2 protein-coding genes are annotated in these 3,733 nt (G+C 33.4%); one reads left to right on the top strand and one right to left on the bottom strand.

Translation table 11 applies throughout. The annotated features are described in order from the left end of the window. Window positions 1–863 (top strand): adenylate/guanylate cyclase domain-containing protein (locus AFK68_RS06360; protein WP_143437622.1); only part of this gene is annotated, 863 nt, incomplete at its 5' end. Between the two features lie 1,103 nt (window positions 864–1,966). Here AFK68_RS06360 and murF read toward each other — a convergent pair. Continuing rightward, window positions 1,967–3,373: a UDP-N-acetylmuramoyl-tripeptide--D-alanyl-D-alanine ligase gene (gene murF, locus AFK68_RS06370; protein ID WP_094672047.1), complete on the bottom strand. Its 1,407-nt coding sequence runs from the start codon at window positions 3,371–3,373 to the stop codon at window positions 1,967–1,969. Window positions 3,374–3,733: the final 360 nt, after the last annotated feature.

A 3,733-nucleotide genomic window follows, 5' to 3' on the forward strand; every position in this document is an offset into this window, starting at 1 on the left:
AAACAGAAATAATTTGTAACAAATTATTCGATCTTGCTGCTCAGGAATTTGAAGAAGCAAGTTTTGAGATTAAAAATACCAGTCAAAAAATGACTTTCTTATTGGTATTAGCTGTCTTAGCAACTCTGGGATTAGCATTAGTAATTACTAATTTGTTTAAATTTGCTTTACAGCAGTTAGAAATAGAACAAGAAAAGTCAGAAAAGCTATTACTTAATGTTTTACCAAAGTCAATCGCAAAACGTTTAAAAGATAGAACAGAAATTATTGCCGATCATTTTGAAAAAGTTACAGTATTATTTGCTGATATTGCTGGTTTTACAAAGCTCTCTACAACTGTTTCTCCAACAATATTAGTTAAGTTATTAAATGAAATATTTTCTGAGTTTGATAAGTTAGCTGGACTTCATGGATTGGAAAAAATTAAGACTATTGGAGATGCTTATATGGTAGTAGGTGGGTTGCCAGAACCAAATATAAATCATGCACCAGCGATCGCTAATATGGCTTTAGATATGCAGGATGTTATTGAACGTTTTAATCAAAAAAATAATAGTTATTTAAACATGAGAATAGGCTTAAATACAGGTCCGGTTGTCGCTGGAGTTATTGGCACTTCAAAGTTTATTTATGATTTGTGGGGAGATACTGTTAATATTGCGAGTCGCATGGAGTCTCATGGAATTATAGGTGAAATTCAGGTAACGGAAGATACTTATTTGTTATTGAAAGATCGATATTTATTGGAAAAGCGAGGTATTATTTCTGTCAAAGGTAAGGGTGAAATGTCTACTTATTTACTCAAAAGCAAAAAGATTAATAATGAGAGTTTAGCTAAAGAAAATGAGAAAATTATGGTATAAATTTTTTATACCAATTTTATACCAAATTGATAAATAGCTGCACGCTTTGTCAAATCAGCTTTTTAGTCTTTTCTGCACCTCCAGGATAACTATATATGCAATAGCAGGGAAAATTTACTACTCATCCACATCTGGCAGGGTGCTTCAGGAAATGAATCTAACTCTTGCTCTATACGCAATAGAAGAGAAAATTTACTACTCATCCACATCTGTCCGGGTGCTTCAGGAAATGAATTAACTCTTGCTCTATACGCAATAGAAGAGAAAATTTACTACCCATCCACATCTGTCTGGGTGCTTCAGGAAATGAATTAACTATTGCTCTATACGCAATAGAAGAGAAAATTTACTACCCATCCACATCTGTCCGGGTGCTTCAGGAAATTCATTCTCCTTTTAGCAGTGTTGAACCTAATGTCATTCACACTACACGATCATTATTTAGTAAGACAGTATTTAGAAATTGGTGCAAAGTGCAAAATTATTTCGGTTTATAGAGAGTTAGTTGCTCATACAATATCTGCTTTTTTTCAAACCAAAACTTTCTCAAATAAACACTTATTTTTCCCTAATCAAATCTTTCCATACCTCCTCAGTGGAAAATCACCAACATTTTCATTTTCTCAAGCTCCTGAAAAAAAAATCGCGGGTCAAAGAAATTTCGGCTCCATCCCCACAATTTTTGTGATATTATAAAACTTAAATGGTATAACTCGTCCATACACATGACTTTTTGTTCAACAAAAGTTCATTGCTAGGAGAAAATCAAAGATTCAGGAATTTTTCCCAGGAGCAATAGCAGAATATTTTCATTTTGGTAAGCACCCATAAACACTTATTTTTCCCTAATCAAATCTTTCCATCCCTCCTCAGTGGAAAATCACCAACATTTTCATTTTCTCAAGCTCCTGAAAAAANAAAAAACGCGGGTCAAAGAAATTTGGGCTCCATCCCCACAATTTTTGTGATATTATAAAACTTAAATGGTATAACTCGTCCATACACATGACTTTTAATTCAACAAAAGAGAGTAAGGTTTCTCAGCAATCAAGTCAGATAGACCTTTAACAGGGAAGATGCCTTTGCTACAAATACATTACTTATTAATTAATTAAAAGCTGAACTACTTTATTTAACTCCACAGAATGAGAAGCCTTAAAAAGAACCCGATCGCCTGGTTGTAAAAACTCTTGTAAATGTCTAACTAATTTCTGGTGAGCATCATCAGAACTAATATCTTCTACCTCTATAAATTGCAAACCAGCAGCACCAGTCGCCATTGCTTCTGCCTCCTCAAAATCAGCCAAAATAAATAAACCATCAAGATTCAAATTTCTCACAACATTACCAACTTGTTGATGGAATAAAACAGATTTATCTCCCAATTCTTTCATAGTACCCAACACAGCAATATGGCGTTTACCCGGAGTTTCAGCTAACAAATTCAGAGCAGCAATCATCGACTCTAAACCAGCATTATAACTTTCATCTAAAATCACAATATCATTCTCTAAATCATATCTTTTTGCCCTACCTTCTGGTAATTTAACTGACAAATTATTAGTCAAAGGTGCAAATAAAGTTTTTGGCAAAATATTTTTTCCATGAAGCACTTTCAACACAGCCAAAGCTGCCAAATAATTAGAAGCATTATGACTACCAGGCAAAGGTAAAAGTAAATCCACACCCTCAACATTTATAGTTTGAGAATCAATTAAATTTCCTTGTAAATTTCCCCCTTCCAAACCATAAGTAAAAGTTTTTCCAGACCAAACCTTAGCCGCAGTTTCTATTAACCTTTTATTATCAAAATTCAGAATAGCAATACTACTATCAGACATTTCTCTGAGTAATTCACACTTAGCCTCAGCGATCGCTTCAACAGACCCCAAACGACCAATATGAGCAGTACCAACATTAGTAATTAAGCCAATTGTCGGATTGGCAATATGTGTTAATTCTGCTATTTCCCCAGGTCCTCGCATAGCCATTTCTATCACAGCATAATTATCATCAGCAGAAAGTCGTAGTAGAGTTTTAGGTACACCTATTTCATTATTATAATTAGCTTCAGTTTTCAGCACTTGACCCTGAGTCCCCAAAACTTCAGCGATTAATTCCTTAGTAGTTGTTTTACCAACTGAACCAGTGACTGAAATCACAGGAATATCAAATCTATCTCGCCACCAACGAGCAATTTTTTGGTAAGCTTTTAAAGAATTTTCTACCTGTAATATGGGTACGTTATTTGACAGTTGTTCAACCTCATTATTTAAGGTATATTCTTGTTCAACAATCACACAAGAAGCACCTTTTTCAATTGCCTCTTTTACAAAGTTATGGCCATCAAAATTTTCCCCTCGTAATGCCAAAAATCCTTCACCAGATTGTAAGTTACGAGTATCAGTATTTATGCCTGTAATTAATGTTTTTTCTGGAATCTGAAAATCTCTAAGTGTTGTAGCAGTCAAGATTTCAGTTAGTTGGAATAAAGTAATGCGACAAACCATAGCTATTGGCAGTCCTCCTGAAAGATGTGTAATAATTATATAAGAGTATTTGTTATTGTTAAGCTCAATTTATTTTCTGGGATATAACTGAGTAACCAAAACAAAATCAAAAGTTTAAATAATTCTCAAAAGTTATAGAGAATATTTGTTTGTAGATTGGTAAATAAAGTAATCCTAAATTGGTTGTGACAATTTTTATAATAGTTAATTTGAGTTGAAAACCTTTAAAATTCTGACTCCTGACTCCTGACTCCTGACTCCTAAGTGCCACCAAAATATTACAACTTAAATAGGATTGCTATATTGTCATAATTTTGAACTCAAATGAGGCAAAAATATCAGATTGTATTACTCTAATAT

The sequence above is a fragment of the Hydrocoleum sp. CS-953 genome (assembly GCF_002260545.1).
GTDB lineage: Bacteria > Cyanobacteriota > Cyanobacteriia > Cyanobacteriales > Microcoleaceae > Trichodesmium.